Source organism: Dolichospermum lemmermannii CS-548, assembly GCF_028330815.1.
GTDB classification, from domain to species: domain Bacteria; phylum Cyanobacteriota; class Cyanobacteriia; order Cyanobacteriales; family Nostocaceae; genus Dolichospermum; species Dolichospermum lemmermannii.
Genome location: NZ_JAQMTJ010000063.1, coordinates 23,508 through 46,693, shown reverse-complemented (window position 1 = coordinate 46,693; position 23,186 = coordinate 23,508). Strand labels below are relative to the sequence as shown.

32 protein-coding genes, 1 tRNA gene, 1 pseudogene, 1 riboswitch and 1 other annotated feature are annotated in these 23,186 nt (G+C 39.0%); of the genes and pseudogenes, 15 read left to right on the top strand and 19 right to left on the bottom strand.

Annotation, left to right across the window (positions count from 1 at the left end; genetic code table 11):
• The first annotated feature begins 85 nt into the window (after window positions 1-85).
• Both PN450_RS03680 and PN450_RS03675 read left to right on the top strand, forming a co-directional pair.
• Entirely contained in the window at window positions 86-1,081 is a 996-nt protein-coding gene (locus tag PN450_RS03680; protein WP_148759843.1) for an aspartate carbamoyltransferase catalytic subunit, read from the top strand.
• 62 nt (window positions 1,082-1,143) lie between these two features.
• On the top strand, window positions 1,144-1,929 hold the full coding sequence (locus PN450_RS03675; protein WP_271835450.1) for a hypothetical protein: 786 nt from the start codon (window positions 1,144-1,146) through the stop codon (window positions 1,927-1,929).
• On the opposite strand, the gene PN450_RS03670 is transcribed toward PN450_RS03675, so the two are convergent.
• Complete coding sequence (locus PN450_RS03670) at window positions 1,917-2,102, bottom strand: hypothetical protein (RefSeq protein WP_271835449.1); 186 nt, start codon at window positions 2,100-2,102, stop codon at window positions 1,917-1,919. The two genes, PN450_RS03675 and PN450_RS03670, sit on opposite strands and share 13 nt — an antisense overlap.
• 14 nt (window positions 2,103-2,116) lie before the next feature.
• Here PN450_RS03670 and PN450_RS03665 point away from each other — a divergent pair, with 14 nt between their 5' ends.
• A complete protein-coding gene (locus PN450_RS03665; protein ID WP_148759837.1) occupies window positions 2,117-3,664 on the top strand; it encodes an NAD(P)H-hydrate dehydratase in 1,548 nt (515 codons plus the stop codon).
• A 72-nt stretch (window positions 3,665-3,736) separates the two neighbouring features.
• Here PN450_RS03665 and rplL read toward each other — a convergent pair whose 3' ends face one another.
• Both rplL and rplJ read right to left on the bottom strand, forming a co-directional pair.
• Window positions 3,737-4,123: a 50S ribosomal protein L7/L12 gene (gene rplL / locus PN450_RS03660; protein WP_015078215.1), complete on the bottom strand. Its 387-nt coding sequence runs from the start codon at window positions 4,121-4,123 to the stop codon at window positions 3,737-3,739.
• 59 nt (window positions 4,124-4,182) lie between these two features.
• Window positions 4,183-4,752 carry a 50S ribosomal protein L10 gene (rplJ, locus tag PN450_RS03655; RefSeq protein WP_015078216.1) on the bottom strand — a complete coding sequence of 190 codons (570 nt, stop codon included), beginning with the start codon at window positions 4,750-4,752 and terminating at the stop codon, window positions 4,183-4,185.
• A gap of 115 nt (window positions 4,753-4,867) precedes the next feature.
• Here rplJ and PN450_RS03650 point away from each other — a divergent pair, with 115 nt between their 5' ends.
• Window positions 4,868-5,011, top strand: a complete 144-nt coding sequence (locus tag PN450_RS03650) for a hypothetical protein (RefSeq protein ID WP_246863040.1) — start codon at window positions 4,868-4,870, stop codon at window positions 5,009-5,011.
• 3 nt (window positions 5,012-5,014) lie between these two features.
• Window positions 5,015-5,182: a sequence feature (ribosomal protein L10 leader region), on the bottom strand.
• Window positions 5,183-5,236: 54 nt separating this feature from the next.
• Here the strand turns inward: PN450_RS03650 and rplA are convergent.
• The 6 genes from rplA to rplS form a co-directional block, all read right to left on the bottom strand.
• Window positions 5,237-5,953, bottom strand: a complete 717-nt coding sequence (gene rplA / locus PN450_RS03645; protein WP_271835448.1) for a 50S ribosomal protein L1 — start codon at window positions 5,951-5,953, stop codon at window positions 5,237-5,239.
• Between the two features lie 165 nt (window positions 5,954-6,118).
• Window positions 6,119-6,544 (bottom strand): 50S ribosomal protein L11, encoded by a 426-nt coding sequence (gene rplK, locus PN450_RS03640; protein ID WP_015078218.1) that lies wholly within the window; start codon window positions 6,542-6,544, stop codon window positions 6,119-6,121.
• A gap of 6 nt (window positions 6,545-6,550) precedes the next feature.
• Window positions 6,551-7,183, bottom strand: coding sequence for a transcription termination/antitermination protein NusG (nusG, locus tag PN450_RS03635; RefSeq protein ID WP_015078219.1), 633 nt, complete (start codon window positions 7,181-7,183; stop codon window positions 6,551-6,553).
• Window positions 7,183-7,404, bottom strand: coding sequence for a preprotein translocase subunit SecE (secE, locus tag PN450_RS03630; RefSeq protein WP_015078220.1), 222 nt, complete (start codon window positions 7,402-7,404; stop codon window positions 7,183-7,185). The genes nusG and secE overlap by 1 nt, the downstream gene beginning before the upstream one ends.
• A gap of 567 nt (window positions 7,405-7,971) precedes the next feature.
• Window positions 7,972-8,044, bottom strand: a tRNA-Trp gene (locus tag PN450_RS03625).
• A 150-nt stretch (window positions 8,045-8,194) separates the two neighbouring features.
• Window positions 8,195-8,557, bottom strand: a complete 363-nt coding sequence (gene rplS / locus PN450_RS03620; RefSeq protein WP_015078221.1) for a 50S ribosomal protein L19 — start codon at window positions 8,555-8,557, stop codon at window positions 8,195-8,197.
• A 347-nt stretch (window positions 8,558-8,904) separates the two neighbouring features.
• On the opposite strand from rplS, the gene hflX reads away from it, so the two are divergent.
• Entirely contained in the window at window positions 8,905-10,641 is a 1,737-nt protein-coding gene (gene hflX / locus PN450_RS03615; protein ID WP_148759835.1) for a GTPase HflX, read from the top strand.
• A gap of 6 nt (window positions 10,642-10,647) precedes the next feature.
• Here the strand turns inward: hflX and PN450_RS03610 are convergent, their stop codons facing one another.
• A complete protein-coding gene (locus PN450_RS03610) occupies window positions 10,648-10,986 on the bottom strand; it encodes a hypothetical protein (protein ID WP_271835447.1) in 339 nt (112 codons plus the stop codon).
• 2 nt (window positions 10,987-10,988) lie between these two features.
• Between PN450_RS03610 and PN450_RS03605 the strand changes: the two genes are divergently transcribed.
• Together PN450_RS03605 and PN450_RS03600 are read left to right on the top strand one after the other, a co-directional pair.
• Window positions 10,989-11,222: a DUF433 domain-containing protein gene (locus PN450_RS03605; RefSeq protein ID WP_148759833.1), complete on the top strand. Its 234-nt coding sequence runs from the start codon at window positions 10,989-10,991 to the stop codon at window positions 11,220-11,222.
• Window positions 11,219-11,560, top strand: coding sequence for a DUF5615 family PIN-like protein (locus PN450_RS03600; RefSeq protein WP_271835446.1), 342 nt, complete (start codon window positions 11,219-11,221; stop codon window positions 11,558-11,560). Before PN450_RS03605 ends, PN450_RS03600 begins: the two co-directional genes overlap by 4 nt.
• Window positions 11,561-11,726: 166 nt before the next feature.
• Here the strand turns inward: PN450_RS03600 and PN450_RS03595 are convergent, their stop codons facing one another.
• From PN450_RS03595 to PN450_RS03580, 4 genes and pseudogenes are all read right to left on the bottom strand, one after another.
• Window positions 11,727-12,311: a hypothetical protein gene (locus tag PN450_RS03595; protein ID WP_271835445.1), complete on the bottom strand. Its 585-nt coding sequence runs from the start codon at window positions 12,309-12,311 to the stop codon at window positions 11,727-11,729.
• 51 nt (window positions 12,312-12,362) lie between these two features.
• Entirely contained in the window at window positions 12,363-12,806 is a 444-nt protein-coding gene (locus PN450_RS03590; RefSeq protein WP_213799614.1) for a hypothetical protein, read from the bottom strand.
• A gap of 35 nt (window positions 12,807-12,841) precedes the next feature.
• Window positions 12,842-13,630 (bottom strand): annotated as a pseudogene (locus PN450_RS03585) (restriction endonuclease).
• Window positions 13,631-13,915: 285 nt separating this feature from the next.
• On the bottom strand, window positions 13,916-14,833 hold the full coding sequence (locus PN450_RS03580; RefSeq protein ID WP_271835444.1) for an RpnC/YadD family protein: 918 nt from the start codon (window positions 14,831-14,833) through the stop codon (window positions 13,916-13,918).
• A gap of 177 nt (window positions 14,834-15,010) precedes the next feature.
• Here PN450_RS03580 and PN450_RS03575 point away from each other — a divergent pair, with 177 nt between their 5' ends.
• From PN450_RS03575 to PN450_RS03560, 4 genes are all read left to right on the top strand, one after another.
• Window positions 15,011-15,259, top strand: a complete 249-nt coding sequence (locus PN450_RS03575; RefSeq protein ID WP_053541040.1) for a hypothetical protein — start codon at window positions 15,011-15,013, stop codon at window positions 15,257-15,259.
• Complete coding sequence (locus PN450_RS03570) at window positions 15,249-15,623, top strand: putative toxin-antitoxin system toxin component, PIN family (protein WP_210422274.1); 375 nt, start codon at window positions 15,249-15,251, stop codon at window positions 15,621-15,623. The genes PN450_RS03575 and PN450_RS03570 overlap by 11 nt, the downstream gene beginning before the upstream one ends.
• A gap of 79 nt (window positions 15,624-15,702) precedes the next feature.
• On the top strand, window positions 15,703-15,933 hold the full coding sequence (locus PN450_RS03565) for a hypothetical protein (RefSeq protein ID WP_137908734.1): 231 nt from the start codon (window positions 15,703-15,705) through the stop codon (window positions 15,931-15,933).
• Window positions 15,923-16,273, top strand: coding sequence for a type II toxin-antitoxin system PemK/MazF family toxin (locus PN450_RS03560; protein WP_168694574.1), 351 nt, complete (start codon window positions 15,923-15,925; stop codon window positions 16,271-16,273). Before PN450_RS03565 ends, PN450_RS03560 begins: the two co-directional genes overlap by 11 nt.
• A gap of 59 nt (window positions 16,274-16,332) precedes the next feature.
• Here PN450_RS03560 and PN450_RS03555 read toward each other — a convergent pair whose 3' ends face one another.
• The 4 genes from PN450_RS03555 to PN450_RS03540 form a co-directional block, all read right to left on the bottom strand.
• Complete coding sequence (locus tag PN450_RS03555) at window positions 16,333-16,920, bottom strand: hypothetical protein (protein ID WP_148759823.1); 588 nt, start codon at window positions 16,918-16,920, stop codon at window positions 16,333-16,335.
• 108 nt (window positions 16,921-17,028) lie between these two features.
• Window positions 17,029-18,402: a phosphomethylpyrimidine synthase gene (thiC, locus tag PN450_RS03550; protein ID WP_168466589.1), complete on the bottom strand. Its 1,374-nt coding sequence runs from the start codon at window positions 18,400-18,402 to the stop codon at window positions 17,029-17,031.
• Window positions 18,403-18,409: 7 nt separating this feature from the next.
• A riboswitch (TPP riboswitch) is annotated at window positions 18,410-18,506 on the bottom strand.
• A 227-nt stretch (window positions 18,507-18,733) separates the two neighbouring features.
• On the bottom strand, window positions 18,734-19,207 hold the full coding sequence (locus PN450_RS03545; RefSeq protein ID WP_015078230.1) for a DUF2726 domain-containing protein: 474 nt from the start codon (window positions 19,205-19,207) through the stop codon (window positions 18,734-18,736).
• A complete protein-coding gene (locus tag PN450_RS03540) occupies window positions 19,207-19,947 on the bottom strand; it encodes a hypothetical protein (RefSeq protein ID WP_271835443.1) in 741 nt (246 codons plus the stop codon). The genes PN450_RS03545 and PN450_RS03540 overlap by 1 nt, the downstream gene beginning before the upstream one ends.
• Before the next feature lie 244 nt (window positions 19,948-20,191).
• Between PN450_RS03540 and PN450_RS03535 the strand changes: the two genes are divergently transcribed.
• The 4 genes from PN450_RS03535 to pth all read left to right on the top strand — a co-directional run bounded on the left by PN450_RS03535 (window position 20,192) and on the right by pth (window position 22,400).
• Window positions 20,192-20,617 (top strand): GxxExxY protein, encoded by a 426-nt coding sequence (locus tag PN450_RS03535; protein WP_015078232.1) that lies wholly within the window; start codon window positions 20,192-20,194, stop codon window positions 20,615-20,617.
• 379 nt (window positions 20,618-20,996) lie between these two features.
• Window positions 20,997-21,200: a photosystem II reaction center phosphoprotein PsbH gene (gene psbH, locus PN450_RS03530; protein WP_015078233.1), complete on the top strand. Its 204-nt coding sequence runs from the start codon at window positions 20,997-20,999 to the stop codon at window positions 21,198-21,200.
• Window positions 21,201-21,501: 301 nt separating this feature from the next.
• Window positions 21,502-21,762 (top strand): TatA/E family twin arginine-targeting protein translocase, encoded by a 261-nt coding sequence (locus PN450_RS03525; protein WP_015078234.1) that lies wholly within the window; start codon window positions 21,502-21,504, stop codon window positions 21,760-21,762.
• Window positions 21,759-22,400 carry an aminoacyl-tRNA hydrolase gene (gene pth / locus PN450_RS03520; protein ID WP_213799602.1) on the top strand — a complete coding sequence of 214 codons (642 nt, stop codon included), beginning with the start codon at window positions 21,759-21,761 and terminating at the stop codon, window positions 22,398-22,400. Before PN450_RS03525 ends, pth begins: the two co-directional genes overlap by 4 nt.
• Window positions 22,401-22,481: 81 nt before the next feature.
• Here pth and trmB read toward each other — a convergent pair whose 3' ends face one another.
• Window positions 22,482-23,117, bottom strand: coding sequence for a tRNA (guanosine(46)-N7)-methyltransferase TrmB (gene trmB, locus PN450_RS03515; RefSeq protein ID WP_148759811.1), 636 nt, complete (start codon window positions 23,115-23,117; stop codon window positions 22,482-22,484).
• Window positions 23,118-23,186: the final 69 nt, after the last annotated feature.

The window sequence follows — 23,186 nt, the reverse complement described above, 5'->3', positions numbered from 1 at the left end:
TCTTCCTTCTTCCTTCTTTCTGACTCCTGACTCCTGACTCCTGACTCCTTCTTTCTGACTCCTGACTCCTGACTCCTCTACTTATATGCCTACTACTACCTGGAATCGTCATCATATTCTCACACTTGCTGACTTCACAACGGCTGAATATAACGCCGTGTTACAAACTGCGGCTTCTTTTCAAGAGGTACTATCACGACGGACAAAGAAAGTCCCCACTTTACAGGGACAGGTAGTAGCAAATTTATTTTTTGAACCTTCTACCCGCACCCGCAGTAGTTTTGAAATTGCGGCAAAAAGACTTAGTGCGGATACCCTCAACTTTGCCGCAGCTACATCTTCTATGACCAAAGGTGAAACAATTCTTGACACAGCAAAAACCTATTTGGCAATGGGAACTGATATTATGGTAGTCCGCCATAAGGATGCAGGAGTTCCGCAAGCGATCGCGCAAGAAATGGATCGTTTAGGTGTAAAAGTTAGCGTCCTCAATGCCGGTGATGGACAACATGAACATCCATCTCAAGGATTATTAGATTTATTTACAATTTGTAGTTTAATTGACCCTGCACAACCCAAAATTGAATCATTACAAGGTAAAAAAATTGCTATTGTTGGCGATATTTTACACTCTCGTGTAGCCCGTTCTAATATTTGGAGTTTAATCGCTAGTGGTGCAGAAGTACATCTGTCCGCACCTCCCACATTATTACCTAAATACTTTGCAGAATACTTAGGATGTACAGAAAACTCTAACCGATTATTTACCCATTGGCAATTAGAACCAGCTTTGGAAAATGCTGATTTTGTCATGACATTGCGCTTACAAAAAGAACGGATGACCGCCCATTTATTCCCTAGTTTAAGAGAATATCATCAACTATTTGGCATTACTCGTGCTAAGTTAAAACTATGTAAACCTCAAGTTAAAGTATTGCATCCAGGTCCAGTAAATCGGGGTGTGGAAATTAGTTCTGATTTAATGGATGATCCTGAATTCAGCTTAATTCAATCTCAGGTAACTAGCGGTGTAGCAGTGCGGATGGCACTTTTATATTTTATCGGTAGTGGTAGGGCTTAATTAATAATAATGCTGTCCCATTGGAATTAAACCAAAAATCTTTGCAAAAACTGGTAACAAATATGCCTACTTTAAGAGTCAATTGTTTTACCTCTTTACCCATATTTTCCTTGCTGATAAGTGGAAGTTGGGTGTTCGTATGTGAATATAGTCCAGTTCAGGCTCAAACATCTAATAATATGCCAATATTCGCACAAGCAACATTGCCATATCTCCAGGAAATACCCATTAACCAGCAGCCATTACCGCAGTTACAACCAGAAAAATTCTATCAATCTCAAGGGACACAATATAGTCAATATAACCAAAACTTTGACCGATATTTTGTTTATGTTGATAGCAATAATTACGAAACTTTGCAGCGAGTTCGGCAAATTGAACCTAATGCCTATATTCGCAATTACAAGGGACGTAATGTGATCCAATCTGGCGTTTTTAATGGACAATCTAATGCTCAAAAACGGGTAAGAGAATTGGAATTTAATGGGATTTCTGGCGCGAAAATCGTTAATTCGGAAAATATAGAATTAACACCTAATTATTCGGTTCAACCAGTAATGTCTTATAATGCTCCCGGATATAATGATCAGAACTATGCAAATAACTATCAACAGGAAAAAAGAAATTCCTATTATGTAGTTATTCCTGGTAATGCTAATAATTTACGTTCTTTAGGTACAGAAATTCGCCAAAAAGTTAGCATCAATATTAATGTATTTAGGAGAACTCAAGCACTAGGAACGCATATAGCTGTAGGACCTTTTAGCGATCGTTTAGAAGCCGAACAATGGAATAGCTATTTGAAAAGTTCAGGTTACGGTAATGCTAGAGTTTATTACGGAAAATAAGGTAATGGGTAATGGGTAATTGGTAATTGGTAATGGGTAATTGGTAATTGGTAATTGGTAATTGGTGAAAATATTTGTCTTTCAACTGACAACTGTACGGGCGAAGCATTTGGAGAACTATTTTTGGCAATGACCGATAATTTATCTTCCAAATGCTTCGCCCCTACTAACAACTAACAACTGACTAATGACTAAAGAACAATTTGTTGTTACCGCAGCCCAAATGCGGGATATTGAAGCCAGGATATTTACTGCCGGAATGCCTGTAGCAGCTTTAATGGAAAAGGTAGCGGGATTAATTTCCCACCGCTTACAGGCTATTATTTCCCCAGGGCAATGTGTAGGAATTTTAGTTGGTCCCGGTCATAATGGAGGAGATGGTTTAGTAGTAGCTCGTGAATTGCATTTTCGCGGTTATCAAGTTTGGATTTATCAACCTTTTTCTAAGTTAAAAGAATTAACTTCCCAACATTTTCAATATGCACAAAATTTAGGAATTTCCTGTTATCAAGAAATTTCCCAATTACCAAGTTATGATTTTTTAATTGATGGTTTATTTGGGTTTGGGTTAGAAAGAAAAATTACTGATTCTATTGCTACTGCAATTAATTATTTTAATAGCAAAAATCAACCCATTATTAGTATTGATATCCCTTCGGGTTTACATACAGATACAGGAGAAGTTTTAGGAACAGCTATTCAGGCAAATTATACATTTTGCTTAGGTTTATGGAAACAAGGTTTATTACAAGAACAAGCATTACCTTATATTGGTAAAGCCGAATTAATTGACTTTGATATTCCCTTAGCAGATATTCATGCTGTTATCGGTAATATTCCCCAAATCAAACGTATTACTAAAACAACAGCATTATCAACCTTACCTTTACCTCGTCCTCTCATTACCCATAAATACAAACAAGGACATTTATTATTAATTTGTGGTTCTCAACGTTATGCCGGTGGAGCAATTTTAACAGGTTTAGGTGCGCGAGCTTCTGGTATAGGAATGTTATCAATCGCTGTCCCCGAATCTCTAAAAATGTTGTTAGTTTCCCATTTACCAGAAGCGTTAATTATTGGTTGTCCTGAAACCGAAACAGGAGCAATTGCTAATTTACCATTAGTAGGGTGTGTTAGCGACAGCGTAACGCACCTTATAGATTTAAATTCATTTACCACAATTGCTTGCGGACCCGGTTTAACTAAAGATAGTATTTCTATTATTCCCGAAATAATTAAATGTGAATGTCCTTTAATTCTCGATGCTGATGCTTTAAATATTCTGGCACAATTAGGAACTATTCCCACATTGAAATCACGAAAATCAGCCACTGTAATTACACCCCACACGGGAGAATTTAAGCGTTTATTTCCCCATATTGATTACACAAATAGAATCAAAGCCGTACAAACAGCAGCACAAGAAAGTGGGGCTGTAGTCCTGCTAAAAGGGGCAAGAACAGCTATATCTAATCCTCAAGGTAGTAGAGTTTGGATAAATCCCGAAAGTACCCCAGCCCTAGCCCGTGGAGGCAGCGGTGATGTATTAACTGGGTTATTGGGTGGACTATTAGCGCAAATTATGAATAAAGAAATTTTTATAGAAGATATAGTCGCAACTGCGGCTTGGTGGCATTCCCAAGCAGGAATTTTAGCAGCACAAGCAAGAACAGAATTAGGAGTTGATGCTTTTACACTGACACAATATTTACTTCCGGTTTTAAAGCGATGATAATGGGGACTGGGGACTGGGTAAAAATTCTTCCCAATCACCAATCACCAATTACCAATCACCAAATAACAATTACTTAACTGTTACCTTACCACCAGCTTCTTCAATCCGCTTCTTGATATCTTCAGCGGCTTCCTTAGTTACAGCTTCTTTAACTGCTTTAGGAGCGGCTTCTACCAAGTCCTTAGCTTCTTTCAGACCTAGACCTGTGATTTCACGGACAATCTTCAAGACAGCAATCTTCTTATCGGCAGGTACAGAATCCAAAATTGCATCAAATTCGGTCTTCTCTTCTACTACTTCAGCAACAGCACCAGGAGCAGCCATCATCATCATGCCACCACCAGTAGGAGCAGCACTAACACCAAAAGCTTCTTCAATTTGCTTAACTAATTCAGAAGCTTCTAATAAGGTCAAAGATTTCAATTGGTCTAAAATTTGTTCGGTTGCAGCAGACATGGATATAACTCCTAAAGAATTTTTGATTTGTTAGTTTTTTAGTTGTGAGTTGTCAGTGATTAATCTTCACTAACTACCGCTAACTCAGCAGCACTTTCAGAACTATCGCTATTTTCTTTTTCAGCGACAGCTTGCAAAGCGCGAGCCAAGGAACTGGGAACTTCGTTGATACCAACAGCCAGCTTGGTAGCCACACCGTTGATAGCACCAGCAATTTGAGCCATGAGTTGTTCCTTAGATGGCAAGTCTCCTAGAGCCTTGACATCAGCTTCACTCAGGACACGACCTTCCATGACACCACCGCGAATTTCTGTTTTCTTGGTGGCTTTTTGGAATGCTTGGTAAGCTTTAATCGCAGATAAATCTTCTTTAACTAGCAGAAATGCCGAAGAACCGTTAAGTAATTCTGACATTGGCTGCCATTGTTCCTGATCCTTAATAGCAATGCCCATAAAGGTGTTTTTTGTCACCTTACAGATAGCACCACTAGGACGGAGTTGCCGACGCAAATCGGTGATTTCAGCAACAGTTAGCCCCTGATAATCAATTACCAGTGCTAAAGTTGATTCACTCAAAGAAACTTTAAGATCAGCAACTATTTCTTTCTTGTTTTCTAACGTTCTTCCCATACTTATCTCACCTCCAATGTCAGTTGTCAGTGGTCAGTTGTTAGTTGTCGGTTGTCAGTAGGGGCGAAGCATTTGGAAGATAAATTATCGGTCATTGCCAAAAATAGTTATCCAAATGCTTCGCCCGTACGGTTGTCAGTTGTCAGTAGGGGCGAAGCATTTGGAAGATAAATTATCGGTCATTGCCAAAAATAGTTATCCAAATGCTTCGCCCGTACAGTTGTTAGTTGTCAGTTGTCAGTTGTCACCTTTTTGCTGACACACGGAAAAAACTTAACCCCAGCTATCTTAGCCAGGGTTTCAAAGTAGTATTTTTAAGGCCGCAGTTATCAAACTTTTCTTGATTAAACTTCAGGCGGTTAAAATTACAACCTCGGCAGGGTATTAAGCTATTAGCACCTGCTGTCTCCGGCTTTGCTTATTTAATTTTGGTCATTGGTAATTTCTGATTATCTTCATCTACTACCAATTACCCATTACCAAACTATGCAGCGTCAGTTATTTTTAACTCTCGTAAAGCACTAATGTCAATAGCAATTGACGGACCCATTGTCGAGGATATATACAATGACCGCCAATAACGACCCTTAGCGCCTGAAGGACGGTTACGGTCAACTGACTCTTGTAATGCCTTGAGATTGATTAATAAATCTTCAGGTGAAAAAGCAGTCTTACCAAACATAACATGGACAATCCCAGTCCGATCAGCCCGATATTCTAATTTACCAGCTTTGAATTCAGCGATCGCACTAGCAACATCAAATGTCACTGTTCCACCTTTAGGTGAGGGCATCAAACCCCGTGGACCTAGTAATTTACCCAGCTTTGCTACCTGTGGCATCACATCTGGTGTAGCAATCAGCTTGTCAAAGTCCATCATGCCTTTCTGAATATCTTCAATGAGTTCTTCAGAACCAGCTATATCAGCACCAGCATTAGTTGCTTCTGTGACTTTTTCCCCTCTGGCGATAACTGCTACCCGAATTATCTGTCCTGTACCTTTGGGTAGTGCTACCGTTGTCCGCAACTGTTGGTCTGTATATTTAGGATCAATTCCTAAACGGATATGAGCTTCAGCAGCCTCAGCAAATTTAGCGGTTGCTGTTTCTTTTAACAGAGCTAATGCTTCTAAGGGTGTATAATCCCGATCTTCTACTTTTTCTAGCAACGCCTGTAAGCGGCGTGATACTTTTTTTGCCATTTTTTTCTCCTGGGGTAATCTCGAAGTCGTGCTTCTCCCCCGATATGATTTTGTTATTAGTTCAGTTGTCAGTTGTCAGTTGTCAGTTGTCAGTTGTTATTTTTTTATCTACTGTCACCTGTCACCGTTTCGCTGACGCTCACGGCGAAGCCTGTTCTCTGTCACCTAATCTGTGATTGTTACGCCCATGTTTTTAGCAGTTCCTTCCACGATATTCATGGCTGCATCAATATCATTGGCGTTGAGGTCAGGAAGCTTGGTTTGAGCAATTTCACGTAATTGCGTTCTGCTAATGCTACCAACTTTAGTTTTGTTGGGTTCACTTGAGCCTCTTTCAATCTTCGCTGCCTTGCGAATCAAAACTGATGCTGGTGGAGTTTTGAGTACAAATGTAAAACTTCTATCTTCATAAACAGAAATTTCTACAGGTATCACCATTCCAGCTTGGTCTGCTGTTTTGGCGTTGTACTCCTTGCAGAACATCATGATGTTAACACCATGTTGACCCAATGCAGGACCAACTGGCGGTGCTGGGTTGGCTTTCCCAGCATTCAGGGCCAATTTAATGACCGCTACTACTTTCTTCGCCATTTGTATTTAGCTCTGTTTTTTAACCTGATTAAATTCCAATTCTACTGGTGTATCTCGTCCAAAGATAGAAAGCAGAGCTTTTAGTTTACTCCGTTCTGGGGAAACTTCAATCACCTCGCCTTCAAAATCCTTAAATGGACCAGAAAGCACAACTATCTTATCACCTGTAGCCATATCAATTATGACTACTGGCTCTTGTTCCAAGGCTTGTTTGAATATGCGTTCAACTTCCGAAGGATTCAGGGGAACTGGCTTAACGTGACCACGGCCTCTACCGCTACCACGCTTCTGCTCTGCGCCCACAAAGTTAATCACGTGGGAGGTGTTTCTTACCACCTGCCATGTATCATCACTCATCGCCATTCGGACTAGCACATAACCAGGGAAAACCTTTTCTTCTGAAGGTAGACGTTTACCGTCCTTACGGATTTTCACCGTTGGGGTGTGGGGAATTTCCACTTGGACGATTCTATCAGCGACATCAAAAGTTTGGATACGTTGCTCTAAATTTGTCTTTACCCGTTTCTCACAGCCAGAGGCTACTTGCACTGCATACCAGCGGACTTCTTTGATCCCTGTTAAGAGTGTGTCATCTGACTGCAACTCGGAGTTGCGTGGTTCGTCTGTTGCAGAAGTCATCAGAACACCTGTTTTGCTGCCCAAGCGAACAATCCATCTACCAAATATATCAAAGAGGCGGAGAGTGTAACCATTAATAGTACAGCGGCTGATTCACTCACCAACTGTTTCCGACTGGGCCAAATTACTTTCTCAAGTTCTTCCTTTGTTCCTTGGAAAAAATTGTTTAAGTTAAACCCATTTTCGGTTTCTGGCATTTCTGCTTCATTTTTTTTGGCCACAGTCGTTATCCCCCCGTTTCTTAAATAGCCTAACCTTTTGACACTCTGCGGTCTAAAGACACGCAGATTCTTTAAGACATACTTAAAAAGGATAGTCAATTATCCTCCTAGACGCTCAAGGCAACTACCACTACGACAGGTATTGCAATTGCGCTTACTTTTGATTTTTCTGCTGCTTTTGTGAGTCCATCAATTTTTAATGTTAAACGCTCCATGCTTTACCATTGCTTGTTTACCCAGGCTACGGCTATGCCCAGACGAGATAAATCAGGGGTTTCTCCTTAATAAAACACTTCTTGGCGTTGATGGTTATTCCTACTTGCTAATTGATTCTATCATATTACTGCGAATAAATTCGCCGTTGGCACTTCCTCCACGCATCTATTGCCAAGTGGCTTCCGTGCCTTTCGTTCTGTTTGGTGATTTTTTTTCAAGGTTTATAGCTTCGGCCTAAATTAACTGCCAACAGTCAAGCTATATTTCAAAAAAATTATACCCGAAATAATTGACGTTTTCTGCTGTTTTGGCAGTGGCGTTATTGCTTCGGGCAGTATTTTTCTTTTTTAGCGCGCCCTGGAGGACTTGAACCCCCGACATCAGGTTTTGGAGACCTGCGTTCTACCAACTGAACTAAGAGCGCACAAGCTTTTCTTGTTACAGTCATTGCGCTGAACTTTTTTTATTCTAACGCAATTTCGCTTCTGATTGTAACTTATTTTTTTTCTTTTGGCAAGTTAGCGGCAGATGCCGCTTGCAGACTGGGTTTTGTCTATTAATTCACCATTGGGAATTATAGAGGGCGGTCGAATCTTTGTTTAATGCGGGTTGCCTTGCCGACGAGGGCGCGTAGATAATATAATTTAGCACGTCTAACCTTACCACGACGCAATACTTTAATGCTTTCAACCAGGGGAGAATGAAGCAAAAATACTCGTTCTACACCCACACCTTGGAAAACTTTACGGACTGTGATAGTTTCGTTGATGCCGCCATTGCGTCTAGCTATAACTACACCTTCGTAAGGTTGCACACGGAATTTAGTGCCTTCCTGAATTTTGATTCCTACCTTAACTGTGTCACCGACATAGATATCGGGTAAGTCAGATTTCATTTGCTCCGCTTCAATTGAGCGGATAATCTCTTGGGCGTTCATTACTTTTTATGTTTTTTGAAAAAACTCACAATCGTTAATTATAAATCTATAGTTGCCAAAGAGTCCAGCTATTTATTGGAGGAGTCAGGAGTATGGCTAACGCCACGCTTCGCTATCAGGAGTTCAGGAAGAAGAAAGAAGAAAGAAGAAAGAAGAAAGAAGAAAATTACCTAATGACAACTGACAACTGACAACTGTACGGGCGAAGCATTTGGAGAACTATTTTTGGCAATGACCGATAATTTATCTTCCAAATGCTTCGCCCCTACTGACAACTGACCAATTGCTGTTGTAAAATAGACAGTGTCAGGATTCAGGGGAAACCAGGTAACTGGTCATAAACGCCTATAGAGACTATCTTTGGTAATGTTCAAGGTTTGAAGTCCAGCCAGCTAAAACAACTCCAGCGGCTGTACCATCAGCGGATATCAGGCGATCGCATTACGACTACTGATTTTGCTCAACGGCTGGCAGCCATTAGTACGGAAATTAATCAACCTATTTGTACTTATATCAATCGTCGTGGACAAGTGATTCGAGTTGGTGTAGGTACTCCGCGTCAAACGCAAATTCCGCCCTTAGAACTACCTCGCTATGGTGCAGAGCGTCTGAGCGGTATTCGTTGTTTATCTACTAATCTCAAGTCAGAACAACCGAGTGAGTCAGCCTTAACAGCCATGGCTTTACAAAGATTGGATGCTTTAGTAGTTTTTAATATTACTGGAGGAGGATTTACCAAGCGTGGCGGTGGTTCAACTGGGTACGTGAAAGAAGCTTATTTAGCGCATCTAGTAGCCAATAGCAAACAGTTAGTGGCGACGCAATCCTCTGATACTAGTATTTCAGATCCGGGAATATATTCCCACATCTCACCACCTCTGAGCTTAGATGCTTTGGCTGACCAGGATTTTCTGGACTTAGTGGCAAGTTTAGAAGAGGAATTTAGTCGGGAGTATGTAGCGCAAGAGGTAGACGCTGATCATGATCGGGTGGTAATTGTGGGGGTATTAACAGAAAATATCACGCCGCAACAATTCCAAGACATCATAGTGGAATTGACCCGATTAGTGGATACGGCTGGAGGTGTTGTTTTACAAACCTTACAACAAAAGCGATCGCGTATTCATCCCCAAACAGTGATTGGTGAAGGTAAAGTCCAAGAAGTGGCGATCGCTGTGCAAACTCTAGGTGCTAATTTGGTAGTATTTGATCGTGATCTTTCCCGTTCCCAAGTTCGCAATTTAGAAGCACAAATTGGTGTTAGGGTAGTTGACCGTACCGAAGTAATTTTAGATATTTTTGCCCAACGCGCTCAATCTGGTGCAGGTAAATTACAGGTGGAACTGGCACAGTTAGGGTATATGCTGCCACGACTCACGGGCAAGGGTGAGGGTATGTCCAGATTAGGCGGTGGTATTGGCACAAGAGGACCTGGTGAAACCAAGCTAGAAACAGAACGCCGGGCTATTCAAAAGCGGATTTCTCGACTCCAACACGAAGTTAATCAATTACAAGCTCATCGTTGTCGGTTACGTCAACGACGACAACATCGAGAAGTTCCCTCAGTGGCTTTGGTGGGTTATACCAACGCTGGTAAATCCACTTTACTCAACGCCCTCACCAATTCGGAAGTATACACGGCTGACCAACTGTTTGCTACCCTTGACCCGACCACACGGCGATTAATAATTCCTCATGCAGAAACGGGCGCACCCCAGGAAACTTTGATGACGGATACTGTAGGGTTTATCCATGAGTTACCTGCATCTTTAATGGATGCTTTTCGGGCTACTTTGGAAGAGGTAACAGAAGCGGATGCTTTATTGCATTTGGTAGATTTATCTCATCCTGCTTGGTTGAATCACATTCGCGCAGTTCGGGACATACTCGCGCAAATGCCGATTACACCAGGACCGGCGTTAGTGGCTTTTAATAAAATTGATCAAGTTAGTAGTGAAACACTGGCTTTGGCTAGAGAGGAGTTTCCTTTAGCAGTGTTTATTTCTGCTAGTCAGCGGTTAGGACTGGAAACTCTGCGTCAGCGTCTATCTCTATTGATTCAGTACGCTGTTGGTGATGATTGATAGTTTTTAGATCCCCGACTTCTTTTTCGTTCCCATACTCTGTATGGGAATGAATTTTAGAAGGCTCTGCTCCCAATGATAGCAGAGGCAGAGCCTCTTGAGGGCATTCCCAGTCGAAGACTGGGAACGAGATAAAACTCTCAACCATAACGTATCCTCATTTTCTGGTAATTGATGAATAACAACTATTGCTGTTTTCAGAATGTTCGGTAGAAAATAAACACCTTGAACCCAATCTTCTGCAATTTCAACTGCTCCTAATCCAGCAATCATCCGAGATGAAAAAGTTGGTGTTAAAATCCATAAAATCGGTAATTCTGATTCAGCATTCTTTATGAAAATCACTAATTAACTCAATGAACGAATTATTAAATCGGATTACGCAAATTCCTGGTCAATGTGGGGGTCGTCCTTGCATTCGCGGAATGAGAATTAGAGTTAGCGACATTTTAGAAATGTTAGCCGAAAATGTCAGCGTTAGCGAAATTTTAGAAGACTTTCCCGATTTAGAACCAGAAGATATTCAAGCTTGTCTTGTGTTTGCTGCACGACGGACTGATTTTGTCCGGTTAACAGCATGAAAATTTGGATTGATGCACAGTTACCAGCAACATTGGCAATTTGGGTAACAGATACTTTTGCTATAGAAGCATTTTCATTAAGAGATATTGGGTTACGTGATGCTAAAGATATAGAAATTTTTGAAGCTGCAAAAATCGCTAATGTCATCATCATGACGAAAGATAGTGATTTTGTTGATTTGGTTTGTCGGTTAGGAATACCTCCTCAAATCCTTTGGTTAACTTGTGGAAATGTGACGAATCGCAATTTGCGTCAACTTCTGACAATTACTTTACCTGATGCGTTGGAACAATTACAGCAAGGAGAAATGATTGTGGAAATCAGCAATAGTCGGTAAATAATTACTTTATCTCAAAGCGATACTTTCGGTGCGCTTCGCTATCGCACTCCCAAAATCATCCCACAAGCGATCGCACTTTCCAAAATCTTACTTCAAGCGATCACCTTCTTGCTTCCATGATGCTATTTGTTGTAAATGAGCTGGTGATAAGTTTTGTATTTATTTAGTCGCTTATTCCCTGAATAAAAAGTATACAGTATTTTTGCTGTGAATACATATCGCGCGTTATGACAATAGAAGACTGTTCATTAATTTTTTTACCTGGTTCTCCCAAAGATTCCATAATAATATTCAGCTTTTTACGAGTTTTTTCCAATTTCATAAGGTGTTTTTCTAGTCCCCTTTTGGCTGACTCAAAAAGCTCATCACTATTCCAGACATTAAAAATGATTGTGCGTTTAATAACAGAATCATTCTTAGAAATATATTGCACTTTTACCGAAACTTCAAAATATTTAGAATCAGGATCAGATTCTTTAACTTTTTCATTCTTACCCAACACTTCCCATGATTGAACATTTAAATCAGGAGGTTCTACTGGTTCTTTAGATAAACAGCTAAACTCACCTTTATCTTCAGCTTTATTAAGTTGCCATGCTCTTAAGTATTCATCTGCTGCACCTTCTGGTGTGGTAGAAAAAAATTTTCTCAATACAATATTTCCTATTATGAAAGAAAATATGCAGAGCATTACAATCCCAAAGATGACTTTTATATTCAACTGGCTACTATTTTTAGTGGGTTCCATTTTCGTCCAATTGCCTCTTTAAATAAGATGTACTTTTTATCTTCTGATTGATTATTGTTTGTATAGACTTAAAGAGCAAACCCGTTGTAACATTTTCTTGCTGGCAACACTGTCAGCTTCAACCAGAAAATATTGAGGCCAATAGTCTATAAGAGAAGTGTAGGTTTTCCAGGTTGGATTAGCAGCCAAGTTTCCTTGTTTACAGGATTTAGTGTATCCACTTCTTTTCCTACCACTAATACTGTAGTCAAATACAATAACTTTTGTCTTTGGAAACTTGTCGTTATCGTTATAGAATCCATCTTCATTGTTGAGAGAATCGTCAGCCAGCATCATCTGAAACCCAATACTGCTGTCGTTTAATTTTAGTATTTCACCGCTATTTGTTTTACCCAAATCTACCCACCGTTCTTTGTTTGTTTGAGCAATGACGGGTATTGAAAATATAGACAGAGAAGAAATTGTAATTGCCGTCACACATTTGATTAATTGCATAATTCTATTAATCCAGATTTTTTCCTATACACTTTTTAAAGTTCAATACCTTTTATGCGATTGTAGTTATTAATCCATAAGATAATGTCGTTATAGATTTTACCTTCTAAATGCCAGCGATGACGGTCAATCAGAGACTTTGCGTCTTTGGTAAAGTCAGTAGTAGTGACAAGGAGAGCTTTAGTTGCTGGATCATCAGTCCTAACACCTAATAGTTCACGAACAGTTGAAACAGTTACGGGATTTCCTGGATCTGGGCGTTTGCATTCAATTAGGTATCGCAGATTGATTGAATCAACATTTTTGACTGCGATTAAGTAAGTCGGCACGATAAAATCAATATACATTTTTTTCGTAAAAACCCTTAAATAACCTATCTATAAGGTATTTGTCGAATTTACATTTCGTTACATATGTTGATTGTTTAACGCCAACTTACTTATATCTTTTCCTCCATCTCGTGTCCGTCCAGTTAGTTCGACATCATATCCAAAACCGTTAAACAATTCAGCAATCAATTCTTCAAAAGGTCGCCTCTCAATTGTTTGCAGAATTTTGGGATGTTTCGCAATCTCACGTATTAATTGTTCAGAAACAACATTAGCGATCGTGATAATTCCATTTTGTTCCTCATCGAATTCTGCATAAGTTGTATTTGGAATAAATCCAACATCAAAAGAATAGTAGGATTCTAAGTACCAATCTTCAGGATTACCAATAACAATCTCAGGCTCAGAACGATCCCAGTATCCATCATGTTTGATGAACGTAACGCTGCCGCAAGAGAGGTCAATACCCCAGGCATATGAACCAGATTCCCACATAACACGCCATACACGATCATAACCAAGATCATCAGACTGTTTCGGAGAGAGAAGCACACACTCTATATTAGGATCTAAGCCCCACGACTTTGCTTTTTCGCAAACGTAAGAAAAGAGTTTGTCCTTTGCAGAAAGCAGATCGTACTTGGATAAATCAAGTTTTGGCGCGTATGACATAATTGTGATATAACATTTCTTACAAATCAGAAACTAACTAACGAAAAAGATTTTTGCTAAAATCAGCAGTTTGGGAAATCTCCTCAAACTGCCAAGAAATATACTACCCTAACCTTCCTCATTACTCAATCTTTGTAACAACTCCTCACGGGATAAATTACCCAAAGAAAGAAGTAACTGAGTGCGTTCAGAAATAGGAATATTAGCAATCTTTTCCACTAAACCAGATAACTCAGCATCCAAACTACCAAAACGCCCTTCCAGAAGAGAAGTTATAAAATAAAGTTCTGCTTCTAACTTACCTTCTTGCTTTCCTTCTTGCTTCCAGTCTTCTATTTGTTGTAAATAAGCTGGTGATAAGTTCATAATTACTTCCTCTTCTTCCCTACTTAAATTATCTCTCAATTCTAAATTCTTGCGCCAGTCCGCTAAAATTTCTAACAAATTCTCTCGAAAAGGGTTATTTTCTGGTAACTCAGTTAACTCCTCCACTGCTCTTTTTTGTGTTCCTCCTTTCCCCAAAACTCTCAACCATAATGTATCCTCATTTTCTGGTAATTGATGAATAGCGACTATTGCTGTTTTCAGGATATTCGGCAGAAAATAAACACCTTGAACCCAATCTTCTAGAATTTCATTTGCACCTAAACCCGCAATCATCCGAGATGAAAAAGTTGGTGTTAAAATCCATAAAATCGGTAATTCTGATTCAGCAATATTTCTGTTTTCGCGTTTTGCTTTCCTAACTACATCACCATGAACGGCATATAATTTAAGTAAACAACTGCGAATTTCTATTTCTGATGGTGGATTGCGAAAAGGCTCAAATAAACATTGAGTTTTTGCCATCTTCCCTAATAAACCTAAAGGGAGATTTTCCTGAGTTTGATCAGAAAATGGTTCAAACCAAACATCAATTTCTTGAACTTCACTTTTAACCTTTTCGCTTTTTTTAATTGTTCCTAAAGGTGTTAATAATTCCTCTAGATATTCCTTAGCGAATTGATCATGGGATTGTCGAGTCATTTGATTATATCAAAAATTACACTAAACATGAAAAATATTGTATAATAATTATTATACTACCGAAAGCATAGTTTGAAAAGTGGTTTACCCCACAAGTTAAACTAATTCACAAAAACCGGCAGCAATTCAAAAATTAGATTATAATTGTCGAATAGGAAGAATAAAAATGGTAAAAATATGAATACGATACAAGAAATAATCATCAAAGTACCATCAAATATTGCTGAAGCTTATCGTCGCAGCACTAAGGAAGAACAGGAACAAATTCAGCTAAAGTTAGCATTAATTATGGAGTCAAATTTATTAAAAAATAGTAAAGAAGCACTTCAAAAACTTAGAAACACAATGGATAAAGCTAGTCAAGAGGCACAAGCTAATGGTTTAACTTCTGAAATTTTAGAATCTATTTTGCAAGATGATAAATAAACGCCGTTTTGTATTCGATACAAATGTTTTCGTAAGTGCATTTTTATTTAGTCAAAGTAAACCACGTCAGGCATTAGATAAAGCTCAAGATATAGGTATTATCTTGTTAAGTGCTGCTGTTTTTGCCGAGTTACAAGAAGTTTTATCAAGACCAAAATTCGACCGTTATATTACCTTAGAAAGACGGCGGGAATTAATAGATAATTTAGTAGAAACTATCGAGTTTATTAATGTTACTGAACAAATCAATGAATGTCGAGATCCTAAAGATAATAAATATCTAGAATTAGCTGTTAGTGGCAAAGCTCAATTTATTATTACAGGTGATGAAGATTTGCTTGTTCTTCACCCATTTAAACAATAAGAAATATTATATAATAATTATGTTACTACCAAAAGCATGGTTTTAAAATTAAAAGTAGTTTACCCCAAAAATTAAACTAATGTTACAGTCAATCGAAGGCATTTACAAAGACGGGAAAATTGAGCTAAACGAAACGCCAACAGGCATAAATACAGCGCGAGTAATTGTAACTTTTCTTGATGCAAATACTTCTGTAGATTTGTCATCTCGCGGAATTAATGAAGAACAAGCCGCAAAATTAAGAGCTAGATTACAATGTTTTGCACAAGATTGGGATCAACCAGAAATGGAAGTTTACGATGCCTTATAATCGTGGTTCAGTAGTGCTGGTTTTGTTCCCAGACTCAAACTTAAAAACTGCTAAACGTCGTCCTGCTTTAGTTGTTCAATCTAACAATATTGGTACTGGTTTATCGCAAACTATTATAGCTATGATTACTAGTAATGTTTCCCGTGCTGGACACCCTAGCAGAGTATTTGTGAATATAGCAACACCAGAAGGAAAACAAACGGGATTAATTACTGATTCTGTGATTATGACAGATAATCTAGCAACTGTTTTAGATACAGAAATTGATAAAGTTATTGGTTTTTGGTCAGAAATGTCCTTAGTAGATGCAGCACTCAGACATACATTAGAAATTTTATGAATTGTGTTTCGCGCAAAGACGCAAAGGAGCAAAGATACAAAGGAAGAATGCTATAAATATTAATTTTTACATAAAGCGTTCATATCAACGCGATGGGATGAAGATGACGAATAACCCAAAATGTACGCAACTTTAGAATCCATAATAGCCGCTTTTATCTGTGATTCAGAAAGATTTATGCTTGGTCTAGCGTATGCAATTCTTAAATTATAAGTGCCAGAGGTAGCAGAATAAATATATAAATTCCAATTTGTTTTTTTAGCATCTTCTCTACTAACATACCAGGCATAACCTTTAGCAGCAGAAATGGAACTTCCCATACCCGTCTTTTTATCAACCTCTTGTATATAAATTAATGGAATAAAAGAGTTTTGTTTATTGGGAGTAGTAAGTTCAACGAATACAACATTACCAGGATCAGTCTTGACGCTATATAAATCATATCTTGATTCAAAATTATCATTCAGACTCCCACGCGGAGCAATACTATCATTTGCATCAATACTATCCTGAATAGTCTCACATTTAAGAAGGAAAAGATTGTCACCCGGAACTAAAATGACCTTATTATTTGTTTCTGCAAAAGAAGGTAATGCAGTCAGAATAACTAGCGCACATCCTTGGAATATCAATTGATGAATTTTCATTAATCTCTTCTCCATTTTGATAAGGCTTTTAGATTTATTTTGATTCCCCAAACTAAGGTTTTAGATCCCCGACTTCTCTAAGAAGTCGGGGATCTCGTTGTTCACTAATTAACCTTGTGCTACAGGTTCTTTTGCCAAAAACTTCTCCAATTCAGTCAAAGCATCAGCATCAACCTTAGTCTGCATTGGACAGAACTTAGGTCCACACATGGAACAAAACTCAGCGGTTTTATAGATATCTGCGGGTAAAGTTTCGTCGTGATATTCCTTTGCTCTTTCTGGGTCTAAAGATAACTCAAATTGACGATTCCAGTCGAAATTATAGCGAGCTTTAGAAAGTTCATCATCCCTATCTCTAGCACCTGGCCGATGTCTCGCAATATCCGCAGCATGAGCCGCAATTTTATACGCAATTAAGCCATTACGTACATCTTCCGCATCAGGTAAACCTAAATGTTCTTTAGGTGTCACATAACACAACATTGCTGTTCCATACCAGCCCGCCATCGCTGCCCCAATAGCTGAGGTAATATGATCGTAACCAGGAGCAATATCAGTCACCAAAGGACCGAGAACATAGAAAGGAGCTTCCGAACACTCTTCCATTTGTTTACGGACATTGAACTCAATTTGATCCATAGGTACGTGGCCGGGACCTTCCACCATTACCTGTACATCATGTTCCCAAGCTTTGCGGGTGAGATTTCCTAGAGTTTTCAGTTCTGCCAACTGGGCTTCATCGGACGCATCATGGGTACATCCTGGGCGCAGGGAGTCGCCTAAACTGAAAGAAACATCATATCTTTTGAAAATCTCAATGATGTCGTTGAAATGGGTATATAGGGGGTTTTGTTTGTGGTGATGCAACATCCACCGCGCCAAAATTCCGCCACCACGAGAAACAATCCCTGTCAAGCGGCTTCTGACTAAAGGTAGATGTTCAATCAAAATTCCCGCGTGGATAGTTTGATAGTCTACCCCTTGCTGGGCGTGTTTTTCGATGATGTGGAGAAAATCGTCAGCGGTGAGATTTTCGATAGTGCCGTGAACGCTTTCTAAAGCTTGGTAAACTGGAACTGTACCAATGGGAACAGGTGAAGCATTGATAATTGCGGTACGAATTTCATCTAAATTACCGCCACCTGTGGACAAATCCATCACAGTATCAGCACCGTATTTTACCGCCAGGTTGAGTTTATCAACTTCTTCCTGCAAGTTAGAAGAGTTGGGAGAAGCACCGATATTGGCGTTAACTTTACAACTAGAAGCGATACCAATGGCCATCGGTTCTAAGTTAGTATGATTAATATTCGCAGGGATAATCATCCGTCCCCGTGCCACTTCAGCGCGGATAAGTTCAGCAGGCAGCTTTTCCCGCTTCGCTACATAATCCATTTCTTCAGTAATCACACCCTGACGAGCGTAGTGCATTTGCGATACGTTAGCTTGTCCACGTCGCTTGGCTACCCATTCTGTCCGCATATTACAATCCTCAAATAAACAGCTTCCCTCCGCTGGTATTATCCAGACTCAGGTGTTAAGGGTTTGATCTCAGCTTGGTTTCCCAAGCACCCCTAGCATGGTGTAGATTGTAGCATTTTGGTGATGATTGGAGGGAGGGGGATGATAAATTGTGAAGATATGGGGAAAGGAGGATTTGTAGTTGGTTACACAAACCGCCTAGGGTTAAAACCCCAGGCTAATAGCGAAAGTCCGTTAAAACGGACTCATATCTTTTCTTTTTTCAGTCGTCTTGAGACGACTTTTATTATTAGCCTTGCACTTCAGTGCTAGGTGGGTAAGTTAGCAATTACTATGCTATAGCTAGAAGGTTAGAAAAATTAGATGGTTCGCAATAGTTTCTAATTAAGGCTTTGGCATTTTCGCGTTTTTCGCCTGTGAATAAATTAAATATTACTTCTTCCTGTTGAGAGTAAAGATGTAATAATCCAAAGTCTTTAATTCTTGAATAAATTAGGGGAACTCCTGCTAAGGTTAGTAAATGTAATTTTTTATTATCACGCTCTCTTGCCTCATGAGAATCATGATATGTAGATTGAAATTCTACAACTAAACAAGGTTTATAGTCTTTGTTTGTGATCAGAGCGTCTACACTGGAGCTAAAGAAGAAGTTTCTGAGTTTAATATCAAGGCTGCTACCTAATTCACAAAATTGGCATAAGCTTACCTGTGTATGAATTTTATAATTCTTATCTATGCAGGTTTGGAGAAACTCTAGCATTCTTTCTTCATAAGGGTTAACAAGTCTTTTGGGTTTTACAGACATTAGTTTTTCTCCATTAATATTTTTGCAAAGTGGTTAATAAATTCTTCTAGAACTTCATTTGAGATGATACACACCTGCCACATATATGGAAAAAGTTTATCTTCATACAGAATCAGGTAACTACTACTTTCTCCTAATTGTTCAAGTTTAAATTCATCAGCTTCTATTGATACAGCTTCTTCATAATCATCATAGTCTCCCATAGAAAATGTCTGGTAAGGATTCAAATAAAATTTTCCTCTTACTTCACCGTTTAAAGTATTTGGATAATGAGATTGTGTCACTTCCAAAAATATATCTTCTTTACTAGGTAATATCCAAAATCTACCTAAAAAATGATCTGTTGTATCTATCAGGTTGCCAAAATTATCTTCATGTATAATACAATCACTCCAACACTTAATCTCCAAAATTTCTGGCTGAAATACATCTTTAGGAATCGAAATACATAATCCTTCCTTCCGTTGAGCTAAAACTAATTGATAACGTTTAGCACCCTTACCAGGATTTTTTAGTCGATAACCTATATATTGAGATGTTCGATTTTCATCAAACTTTTCATAAAAACCCAGTTTAGTCAGCATACTGATAGCTAAAGATAACAAATCTTCCCCACCTTCAATTACCTGAATATTAGTTGAAACCAAGCGAGGAACGCCGTTTTCAACCTCAAAGCGTTGGATGACATCGTAGATAATTTTTGACATTGCTTTTTTCCAAAAATCTTCTTTAAGGTTCATGGAAATATCTTAACCCCTATTTTCTAAAATTACAAGAGTCTTGGCTAAGATTTTTGGATTTCATGAAAAAGGCTAATTTTCCGGCTTTTTCTTCAGAACACAGTACACATTTCTTATTAGAGTGTAAGAAGAAGTTATAATGAATACGAACCACTCCAGGCACAGAGGACACGGAGGTAAGAGGTTTGGTAGAGGTGATAATTGGGTTAATTTGGTAATTAGTTGTTTTTGCAAGGATTATGTGATGAAAACGAACCGCAGAGGCGCAGAGGACGCAGAGGGAAGAGAGTTAGGAGAGGAGATGAGTTGGCTTACAGGGGAGGTTATTGGGGCTGCTATTGAGGTACACCGGGTTTTAGGTCCTGGGTTTTTGGAGGAAGTGTATAAGGAAGCACTGGTTGTTGAATTTATGATTCGGGGTATACATCATGAGGTTGAAAAGTCAATAAGCTTGACATATAAAGGACATGATGTAGGTAGAGGTAGATTAGATTTTTTAGTTGCAGACTGTTTAGTTGTAGAATTAAAAGCTGTGCAAACCCTAGCCCCCATTCACGAAGCTCAACTTCTCTCCTACCTCAAAATAACCAAGCGCACTTTAGGACTCCTCATCAACTTTAACGTTCCCCTCCTCAAAGACGGTATCAAACGCATAGCCCTCTCTCTCTAACTCTTCCCTCTGTGTACTCTGCGCCTCTGCGGTTCGTTAATTCCTCCATAACCGCATCAACACACCGAAAATCATGTATTTTTGTAAATGTGGCGAAAACCTCCAGCAATATCGCTAAACAAAGATCACAAACTGCGATAATTTAAGAACAGCTTTTGGATTCATCCATGTACCGTGAGACAACCGGGAACTTATCCACCACTGGATAAAAGCTTGGGTAATTATTCGTGACAAAGACATGAGTAAATGCGAACTGTTAAACCCGTGATTAGGTCAATCGAAAACAGGTAAGTTTAAACCAAGAATCCCCAGCCTGTAAAGGTTTGGGAATGTCTGAAAAAATTTAAAAAAGCTTTGGTAACTAATTCTTAGGTGAACTATGGCACAACGGACTAAGTTAGGAGATATTCTCAGACCCTTAAATGCTGAGTATGGTAAAGTGTCTCCAGGTTGGGGAACAACACCTTTAATGGGTGTGTTTATGGGTTTATTTTTGGTATTTCTGCTAATTATCCTGCAAGTTTATAACAAGTCTCTGTTAATTCAGGACGTGCTTGTTGATTGGCGCAGTTTAGGCGGCTAATGGCTATCCAGTCATCAAGCTGACAATTAGCATCTACCCTAATACTATTCGGTTAAGGAAATGTAGGTTGGGTTGAGCGACAGCAAAACCCAACATGATCGAGAATTTTGTTGGGTAACATACGTCAACCCAACCTACGATATAACGACTTTTCACCCTTAACCGAGCAGTATAAAACTTTACCTGGCTTGTCCCAGTTTTTTCATTATTCAAAAAAATACCTAAAAATAGCGATAAAATTAGTCTAAATCCCAAAGCTGTAGAGTAGTTGTGGCGGTTTTTCAGTCTATAGGAGAGCAAAATGAATATATTTGGTATCGGTTTACCAGAAATGGGTGTCATTATGGTAGTTGCATTATTAATCTTTGGACCCAAGAAGTTACCAGAAATTGGGCGCAGTTTGGGGAAAACGATTCGCAGTTTTCAAGAGGCCTCTAATGAATTTCAAAGCGAGTTCAAAAAAGAATCTGAACAATTGAAAGAAACTGTGCAAACAACCGCTGAATTAGAGCATAAACACATTGAAGCTGGAAAGACCCAGTCAGAAAACGTACAAGGATGAAAGATGAAGAAGTAAAACCAACGGCTGTGGTGATTCCCCAGCTAATTGTCGGACTGGGAAATCCAGAGCCTAAATATGACCAAACTCGTCATAATATTGGCTTTGCAGCTATAGATACCCTAGCTCGGGCTTGGCAAATTTCTCTAGCTGAAAATCGCAAGTTTCAAGGAGAATTTGCTGAAGGGAATGCAGCAGGTAAGGGGAAAATTCGCTTACTCAAACCCTTAACCTATATGAATCTTTCAGGACAAGCTATTCAAGCCGTAACCAATTGGTACAAAATACCGCCTGAATCAATCTTAATCATTTATGATGATCTAGATTTACCCTTGGGCAAAACTCGCCTGCGGTTGTCTGGATCTGCGGGTGGACATAATGGTATGAAAAGTATTATTTCTCATCTGAATACCCAAAATTTTCCTAGATTAAGAATTGGTATAGGTAAACCAAAGAACGCAATAGATGGGGATAATTCTCATACTGTTTCTCATGTTTTAGGGCGATTTTCTGCCACTGAAAATAAAGTCATGTCTCAAGTTTTAAACTTTGTCGTTGAGTGTGTTGAATTTAGTTTCAAACAGGGAGTAGAAAAGTCCATGAATCTTTGCAATCAGTCATTGACACAAGACGGCACCTGACCCAGCTACAGCGAATGTCTGTTAGATATGCGCCCCATTCCCGCTGACAAAATTCGGCATCGTTTCCCCCAGGATCTCGGATTATAGTTTTCTAAATAAAGCCCGATAAACTGGTTCACCTTTGTTTTGAGTGGCTATTTCCCGTTCTGTGGGGACAGGAAGGGGGTTTTCGGTTAACCATGTTGTTGTTCCTAGCTTTTCAAATGCAGGATGTTCATCAAAGCGATCGCACATTTCTACTGCTACAAATTCTATATCAGATTGCAGGAAAACAATACCACCAACTGTTAAATATTTTGCTAATTCTGTGACTAATTCTGGTTGCACTACCCGACGTTTTGCATGGCGATTTTTAAACCAAGGATCAGGAAATTGAATTGTAACTTTTTGCAAGCTTCCTACAGGTAATGTTGATAATAAGGAAACTAGGGAATTATTCACATTTGCAAACAGATAATGCAAATTTGTTAATTCCATTTCGTCGCGGATTCTATTTGCTTCTACTACTAGCGGTTCTCGAATTTCTAAACCTAAAAAATTCCAATTTGGTTCTACCTGTGCCATTTTGAGGACAAATCTACCTCTAGCACAACCGATATCTAAATGTAGAGGTAGGTTTTGTTGGATATAAATCTTTTGCCATTCTGGAGAAGCGGCTGGGGTTTGGAACTTACTCGCAAGGGGGTTAACGTGCTGACGAACTCGAACAGGTGACAAAATTTACTCTCCTTAAAAAAAACAACAATTCTAAACAAATGTATATAAATATTATTAAGTCTAAATATT

Excerpts from the sequence above, each read along its gene's own strand:
- PN450_RS03590 (WP_213799614.1), bottom strand. The coding sequence starts at position 12,806 with ATGCAATTAATCAAATGTGTGACGGCAATTACAATTTCTTCTCTGTCT.
- PN450_RS03565 (WP_137908734.1), top strand. The coding sequence starts at position 15,703 with ATGTTACAGTCAATCGAAGGCATTTACAAAGACGGGAAAATTGAGCTA.
- PN450_RS03650 (WP_246863040.1), top strand. The coding sequence starts at position 4,868 with ATGCTTCGCCCGTACGGTTGTCAGTTGTCAGTAGGGGCGAAGCATTTG.
- rplL (WP_015078215.1), bottom strand. The coding sequence starts at position 4,123 with ATGTCTGCTGCAACCGAACAAATTTTAGACCAATTGAAATCTTTGACC.
- PN450_RS03535 (WP_015078232.1), top strand. The coding sequence starts at position 20,192 with ATGAAAACGAACCGCAGAGGCGCAGAGGACGCAGAGGGAAGAGAGTTA.
- PN450_RS03680 (WP_148759843.1), top strand. The coding sequence starts at position 86 with ATGCCTACTACTACCTGGAATCGTCATCATATTCTCACACTTGCTGAC.
- PN450_RS03675 (WP_271835450.1), top strand. The coding sequence starts at position 1,144 with ATGCCTACTTTAAGAGTCAATTGTTTTACCTCTTTACCCATATTTTCC.
- nusG (WP_015078219.1), bottom strand. The coding sequence starts at position 7,183 with ATGACTTCTGCAACAGACGAACCACGCAACTCCGAGTTGCAGTCAGAT.
- PN450_RS03595 (WP_271835445.1), bottom strand. The coding sequence starts at position 12,311 with ATGGAACCCACTAAAAATAGTAGCCAGTTGAATATAAAAGTCATCTTT.
- PN450_RS03665 (WP_148759837.1), top strand. The coding sequence starts at position 2,117 with ATGACTAAAGAACAATTTGTTGTTACCGCAGCCCAAATGCGGGATATT.
- psbH (WP_015078233.1), top strand. The coding sequence starts at position 20,997 with ATGGCACAACGGACTAAGTTAGGAGATATTCTCAGACCCTTAAATGCT.
- thiC (WP_168466589.1), bottom strand. The coding sequence starts at position 18,402 with ATGCGGACAGAATGGGTAGCCAAGCGACGTGGACAAGCTAACGTATCG.
- rplJ (WP_015078216.1), bottom strand. The coding sequence starts at position 4,752 with ATGGGAAGAACGTTAGAAAACAAGAAAGAAATAGTTGCTGATCTTAAA.
- PN450_RS03600 (WP_271835446.1), top strand. The coding sequence starts at position 11,219 with ATGAAAATTTGGATTGATGCACAGTTACCAGCAACATTGGCAATTTGG.
- rplK (WP_015078218.1), bottom strand. The coding sequence starts at position 6,544 with ATGGCGAAGAAAGTAGTAGCGGTCATTAAATTGGCCCTGAATGCTGGG.
- PN450_RS03575 (WP_053541040.1), top strand. The coding sequence starts at position 15,011 with ATGAATACGATACAAGAAATAATCATCAAAGTACCATCAAATATTGCT.
- rplA (WP_271835448.1), bottom strand. The coding sequence starts at position 5,953 with ATGGCAAAAAAAGTATCACGCCGCTTACAGGCGTTGCTAGAAAAAGTA.
- PN450_RS03525 (WP_015078234.1), top strand. The coding sequence starts at position 21,502 with ATGAATATATTTGGTATCGGTTTACCAGAAATGGGTGTCATTATGGTA.
- rplS (WP_015078221.1), bottom strand. The coding sequence starts at position 8,557 with ATGAACGCCCAAGAGATTATCCGCTCAATTGAAGCGGAGCAAATGAAA.
- PN450_RS03570 (WP_210422274.1), top strand. The coding sequence starts at position 15,249 with ATGATAAATAAACGCCGTTTTGTATTCGATACAAATGTTTTCGTAAGT.
- PN450_RS03540 (WP_271835443.1), bottom strand. The coding sequence starts at position 19,947 with ATGAACCTTAAAGAAGATTTTTGGAAAAAAGCAATGTCAAAAATTATC.
- PN450_RS03555 (WP_148759823.1), bottom strand. The coding sequence starts at position 16,920 with ATGAAAATTCATCAATTGATATTCCAAGGATGTGCGCTAGTTATTCTG.
- PN450_RS03545 (WP_015078230.1), bottom strand. The coding sequence starts at position 19,207 with ATGTCTGTAAAACCCAAAAGACTTGTTAACCCTTATGAAGAAAGAATG.
- PN450_RS03580 (WP_271835444.1), bottom strand. The coding sequence starts at position 14,833 with ATGACTCGACAATCCCATGATCAATTCGCTAAGGAATATCTAGAGGAA.
- PN450_RS03560 (WP_168694574.1), top strand. The coding sequence starts at position 15,923 with ATGCCTTATAATCGTGGTTCAGTAGTGCTGGTTTTGTTCCCAGACTCA.
- pth (WP_213799602.1), top strand. The coding sequence starts at position 21,759 with ATGAAAGATGAAGAAGTAAAACCAACGGCTGTGGTGATTCCCCAGCTA.